This is a genomic window from Vibrio sp. S/42/10, from assembly GCF_029890535.1.
Taxonomy (GTDB): domain Bacteria; phylum Pseudomonadota; class Gammaproteobacteria; order Enterobacterales; family Vibrionaceae; genus Vibrio; species Vibrio cyclitrophicus.
Window position 1 is genome coordinate 52,469 of the sequence record NZ_JAKMZC010000025.1, and the last position, 6,572, is coordinate 59,040.

Genomic DNA, 6,572 nt, shown 5'->3' on the forward strand with positions numbered 1-6,572 from the left:
GGCGCTAATTAATACTAATTTTCAATAGCTTAACTTAATTTATCACACTGAAAGCCACTCAATAACGTTCGAGTTTAGAGTGGCATTTCTGCGTTTTATCATATAGAAAACGCCGTATTCCTTACTCATTTCACTTGATTTGTCGCATCTCACATTCTGATAATTACACAATTGACATAAAATAGTACAAATATACATTATCACTCAACTCTTATGGATAAGTGAGATAAATGTGAATAAGCCAATTTTTGTCGTCGTGCTCGCTTCGCTTACGTATGGCTGCGGTGGAAGCAGTTCAAATAATTCAAGTGACAGCAGTGACCCATCTGGTAGCAATCCAGGAACGTCTTATGGTGTTGTCGCACCTTACGATATCGCAAAATATCAAAACATACTCTCTAGTTCCGATCTTCAGGTATCGGATCCTAACGGCACAGAGGGTAACAAAACCTCTGAAGTGAAAGATGGCGATTTCGATGGTTACATCAGTGATTACTTTTATGCAGATGAAGAGACGGAAAACCTAATTTTTAAAATGGCGAACTATAAGATGCGTTCTGAGGTTCGTGAGGGAGAAAACTTCGATATCAATGAAACGGGTGTAAGACGAAGCCTGTATGCGGAAATAAGCTTACCTGATATCGAACATGCAATGGCGAGCTCACCTGCCGATCATGATGAAGTGACGATGTTACAGATACATAATAAAGGTACGGACGAGAGCGGAACTGGTTATATTCCTCATCCGCTATTACGTGTGGTTTGGGAACAAGAACGCGATGGTATCACAGGCCACTATTGGGCCGTAATGAAAAACAACGCCATTGACTGCAGCAGTGCTTCAGACTCTTCAAACTGTTATGCCACCTCTTATGATCGGTACGATTTAGGAGAGGCAGATCTTGATAGCTTTACTAAATTTGATCTTTCTGTTTATGAAAATACATTGTCGATCAAAGTGAATGATGAAGTAAAAGTGGACCAAGATATCGCCTATTGGGAGCATCTCCTAAGCTATTTTAAAGCGGGTATATATAACCAGTTTGAAAATGGTGAAGCTACGGCCTATTTTCAAGCGTTAAGATACACCACAACCCAAATCAGTGGTTCAAACGATTGGGATATTAATGATTGGAAGTTGACGATTCCCGCGAGCAAAGATACTTGGTATGGCAGTGGCGGCGATAGTGCTGCTGAATTAGAGCCTGAACGTTGTGAGTCGAGCAAGGGCCTTCTCGCTAATGACAGCGATGTCTACCATAGCGATATTGATCTTTCTTATTTCAACACGGATGAAGGAAGAATTCACTTTAGAGCGGATATGGGGTACGGCACTACGACACAAAATTCTAGCTATATTCGTTCTGAGTTAAGAGAGTTGTATCAAAGCAATGCACAACCGGATTGCAGCACCAGCGATGAAGACACTAGTTGGTATCTGAACGATATAAGAACAAGTGCAACCACTCACGAATTGACGGCAACATTACGAGTTGAAAACTATCCAAATCTCAATAACCAAGACCCGAAAGTGGTACTCGGACAAATCCATGGTTGGAAAATTAATCAAGCACTGGTGAAGCTCTTATGGGAAGGAGAGGATAAGCCCGTCCGAGTTATACTCAACTCCGATTTTGAGCGCAACAATCAAGATTGCAGCGATTGTGAACCATTCAGTGTTGAATTAGGTACATATTCAGCCAGTGAAGAGTGGCGATATACGATTCGAACCAATCAAGACGGTGTTTATCTGGCAACTCATGATTCAGATGGAACCAATACGGTTTCGCATTTAATTCCTTGGGGCGAAGATTACCAAGACAAAGACGGGGACACTGTTTCGTTAACGTCAGAGTGGACATCTACCGATATCGCATTCTATTTCAAAGCGGGTATCTATCCACAATTTAAGCCAGATAGCGACTATACAGGTGAAGTGTTTGATGTGAGCTTCAGTTCGTTAAGGGTTGAACATAACTGATTTGATAGATGGCTAATGAGCTATTACGGTAATTTTAAGACCACATTGGTGACTAACAATGTGGTCTTTTTACTTTTCGGAGAGGTGAATATAGGGTCCGTTCACAATGATGTATGACCAGCTGCGTTGAGTTTGAAAATGGCAATTTTATCTTGGAATTTTTAAGTTTGTGAGCTCATTTCGCATTCTGAATTAATATATATTGTCTTTTATCAATAGGAAATGTGATCCAGTTAAAGTATGGAAAAACGGAAAGTGTCCTCAGTCTCATTTATTCAACGAAATGTTTTGTTTGTATTATAAGATTACGTAATATTTTTGTGTTATCGCAAATATTGAGAGAGGAATCGCCTTATAGCTCGTGTTTGCAGGTTCTACTTTCACTTATAAATGCTGCCTTTGTATTATAATAATGGATTAAATATGAAACAAATTACTATAAAAACCCTACTCGCTTCTTCTATCTTACTTGCGGTTGGTTGTGCGAGCACGAGCACACCTACTGCTGATTTTCCAAACAACAAAGAAACCGGTGAAGCTCTCCTGACGCCGGTTGCTATGACGGCTAGCAGCCACGATGGTAACGGTCCAGATCGTTTGTTTGACCAAGATCTAACAACACGTTGGTCTTCAGCAGGTGACGGCGAGTGGGCAATGTTGGACTATGGCTCAGTTCAAGAATTTGACGCTGTTCAGGCATCATTTAGCAAAGGTAACGAGCGTCAATCTAAATTTGATATTCAAGTCAGTGTTGATGGCGAAAGCTGGACAACAGTACTTGAGAACCAAATGAGTTCAGGTAAAGCGATTGGCCTAGAGCGTTTCCAGTTTGAGCCAGCAGTTCAAGCTCGTTACGTACGATACGTTGGTCACGGCAACACCAAAAACGGTTGGAACAGTGTGACTGAGTTAGCTGCTGTTAACTGTAACGTTAACGCTTGTCCTACTAGCCACATTATTACCCCTGCAGTAGTAGCAGCAGAACAAACAATGATCGCTGAAATGAAAGCTGCGGAAAAAGCGCGTAAGGCAGCACGTAAAGATCTACGTTCTGGTAATTTCGGTGTCGCAGCGGTTTACCCTTGTGAGACAACAGTGAAATGTGAAACACGCACTGCGTTACCTGTACCAACGGGTTTACCTGAAACACCTCTAGCAGGTAATGCTCCGAGCGAAAACTTTGATATGACCCACTGGTATCTATCTCAGCCTTTCGATCATGATAAAAATGGCAAGCCTGATGATGTTTCTGAGTGGAACCTAGCAAACGGTTACCAGCATCCAGAAATCTTCTATACTGCTGACGATGGCGGCCTAGTATTCAAAGTTTACGTGAAGGGTGTACGTACCTCTAAAAACACTAAGTACGCACGTACGGAGCTTCGTGAAATGATGCGCCGTGGTGACCAATCTATTAGCACTAAGGGTGTTAACAAGAACAACTGGGTATTTTCAAGCGCGCCTGAATCAGATTTAGAAGCGGCAGCGGGTATTGATGGTGTTCTAGAAGCTACCTTGAAAATCGATCACGCAACAACGACCGGTAATGCGAACGAAGTAGGCCGCTTTATCATTGGTCAGATTCATGATCAAAACGATGAGCCAATTCGTTTGTACTACCGTAAACTACCAAACCAAGCAACGGGTGCGGTTTACTTTGCACACGAAAGCCAAGATGCGACAAAAGAAGATTTTTACCCTCTAGTGGGCGATATGACAGCTGAAGTGGGTGAAGATGGTATCGCACTTGGCGAAGTGTTCAGCTACCGTATTGACGTTAAAGGCAACACGATGACTGTTAGCTTAATGCGTGAAGGCAAAGATGACGTTGTACAAGTCGTAGATATGAGCGAAAGCGGCTACGACGCAGGTGGTAAGTACATGTACTTCAAGGCTGGTGTATATAATCAAAACATCAGTGGTGACCTAGACGATTATTCACAAGCGACTTTCTACCAGCTAGACGTATCGCACGATCAATACAAAAAGTAATCTAAACGGATAAACAATAGCCTCCAACCTCTCGAGTTTGGAGGCTTTTTTGTGTCTGTTATTTGGGCAGAAACCATCAGTTGTTAAAGATAGGCATATAGATTAAAAGTTGGTGGTTGACCTTAACTTCTGTTTTGAGCATCCTCTTTCCGATCCCCTAATCTAATATCCAACACATAGCCTTTCATTCGTTCATAGACCTGCATCAATAAGCCATATATTAACAATCTAGGGTTAGTGTTAAACATTGGCTTAGGTTGCTTTGGGTTTGTTCAAACTGATCGCCATATCGCTATCAATACTTATATTTAACACTAGATACTAAGGGCAATTTATTGGCTGATAATACCTTGCACCTAGGATGATTAGTTCTGGAAGTCATTGAATAAACAACGGGGTTTGTATCGGTAAACTGAAATTGAGTTGGCTATTAAAAGCCCAAATAACAGGACGGGGAGGTTAGGAGGTTACTACTTTTGAAGTTAGGAGCTTTTAGAGATTTAGATGAGTAGGTTTGAGGTATATATTGGAATACCGATTACAAAAAAGCCTCTAGCAGAACTAGAGGCTATTATTGGCGCAATCAAAGAGTTATTACTCAGCAGTAAATTGAGCTACACGTTCTTGAATTTGTACATCAGTCAGAACTGTATTCCAAACTGCGATATTGTCCACCGACCCATCGAAGTTTTTATCACTACTAGAAGAGCCACCTAAAAGAATAAATTTGTCATCTGTTGTATTTTCAATAACAGAAAAATCGACACTTTTCGAGTGAGCAAGAGTACCATCTATATATAAGTTAGCAGTCGAATCTAAGTGGTTGTAAGTCGCTAAGATGTGATACCAATTATCTTCAACAAGATAAACGTCTCCTTCACTAGACTTCGCTTCTGTACTCAAGCCCTTGTCATCTGCATCAAGACCGCCGTAAACCTTAAACTTGATGGAGTTGTCTGATGACTCGAGGTAGAGTTTAAACCCCAAGTAGTCACTAGTTTCTGCAAAATCAACAAGTGAAACGTCGGAATCATACCCAAAACGATCTGCTTTAATAACCGTCTCTACAGAGAATGAATCCTCAATGGCTTGAGCTCCAGTAGTAGTTGTCGAAGTTGCATTGTAGTAAATGTAACCATAGCCTCCACCTGTAGCTGAATCTTGGTCAATATGCATAGCTCCAGTACCTGCAGCGCCAGAGGTCGTAGTGATCAAAGGAGAGCCTGATTTACTTGTCAAATCATTGTCGGCACTACCGCTGTCAGTTGTGTAGTCAGCGTTGTCAAAAGTGTACTCATTTAAAGCAACCGGGAAGTCACCATCTACTGGTGGCTCAGGCTCACTATTGCCACCATCAACAACAACTGTCGCTTCCGCAGTATTGTTGTTGTACGGATTACCTGATAGCGCTTGGCCATTCGGGTAATTGTTAAAGTTATCTTCAAACACTAGCTCATCAGAAGCTGTGTCATTCGAATAAACTTTAAAGTTGTCAGCGTTTAACTCGTAGTGTGTTGTGTTAGAAGTATCACCAAGCTTCAATGACACGATAGTAACGGCAGCTTTGTCGAAAGCCTCAAAACCGTTGCCGCTATTGTCGTATACAGTGTCATTGACTTTGAATGTGTAGTAACCGCTCGCCCAACTGATTTCAACCGCGAGATCTTCACCTAAAGTGTAAGTGCCTACAGGCTCATCAGGAATTTGAGGTTTACCGCTACTATCGGTAACCGTGGAACGGTAGAAAATTTCTCCAGCATTAAAAATAACTTCGCCGTGTAAATTAGTGTTAGAAGTACCAGAAGCGTAGAGACTAATATAAGCGTTGTTACCTGAACCATTCGCTTCTTGCTCGGTGTCTTCATCTACTTGGTAGATTAAGTCAACGGTTACCTTTCCTGATGCGATACTGTCTACTGTTGCCCCTGTGCTGCTGTCAGACAATTTCAAACGTAGTTCACCCACATCATTCTTTACACCGCCATTGTTGGTGTCCAAGATTTGAACGTAGCCATTGATACCATTTGCTTCATTGGCTTCACTGATAGCTTCTTGTACGGCGTCAGTCGCAGTTTGGTCTGAACCAGAGTAGTCTATGCCAGTGGTGTTATCTGAAATATTCAGAGCACCAGCGTCATCGAAAGAAAAAACACCATCTAGAATTTCGATCGTTGATGTGCCTGTTTCATAATATGTGAAAGAGACCGTACCGGCTTCTTCATCATAATTATTAGTAGAAGCACTTGCATCTTTAATCGTGTAAGTACCTAAGTCATCATCATCGTCATAGTATTTATGATTGCCATCTTCTTGGAAAACATAAACATTTGGTAGATCAGCGTTTGATGACGCGGAAATTGAAGAAGAGTTACCATCACTGATTTGCCAGTAACCTGTTGTTAGTACTGACTCTTGGCTGCCAGCACCTGAATCCGTCGGAATAGGTAAACCGTCACTGTTACAACCAAATAATAAACCTGTCGAAAGAGCAACAGCTGTAGCGACTTTAGAAATCTGCATAAAATATTCTCTTTATGATATTAAATCCATATGTAAATCACATAAGAAATAGATAATGAATAGTCGTTAAATATTTATT

The 6,572-nt window shown here is 41.3% G+C and carries 3 protein-coding genes; 2 read left to right on the forward strand and 1 reads right to left on the reverse strand.

Annotation, left to right across the window (positions count from 1 at the left end; translation table 11 throughout):
- Positions 1-232 precede the first annotated feature (232 nt).
- Positions 233-1,981, forward strand: coding sequence for a polysaccharide lyase family 7 protein (locus L8S15_RS20180; protein ID WP_016791659.1), 1,749 nt, complete (start codon positions 233-235; stop codon positions 1,979-1,981).
- Positions 1,982-2,404: 423 nt separating this feature from the next.
- A complete protein-coding gene (locus tag L8S15_RS20185) occupies positions 2,405-3,973 on the forward strand; it encodes a polysaccharide lyase family 7 protein (protein WP_280574875.1) in 1,569 nt (522 codons plus the stop codon).
- A gap of 594 nt (positions 3,974-4,567) precedes the next feature.
- Here the strand turns inward: L8S15_RS20185 and L8S15_RS20190 are convergent.
- A complete protein-coding gene (locus L8S15_RS20190) occupies positions 4,568-6,493 on the reverse strand; it encodes a LamG domain-containing protein (RefSeq protein ID WP_010438372.1) in 1,926 nt (641 codons plus the stop codon).
- Positions 6,494-6,572 lie beyond the last annotated feature (79 nt).

Excerpts from the sequence above, each read along its gene's own strand:
- L8S15_RS20190 (WP_010438372.1), bottom strand. The coding sequence starts at position 6,493 with ATGCAGATTTCTAAAGTCGCTACAGCTGTTGCTCTTTCGACAGGTTTA.
- L8S15_RS20185 (WP_280574875.1), top strand. The coding sequence starts at position 2,405 with ATGAAACAAATTACTATAAAAACCCTACTCGCTTCTTCTATCTTACTT.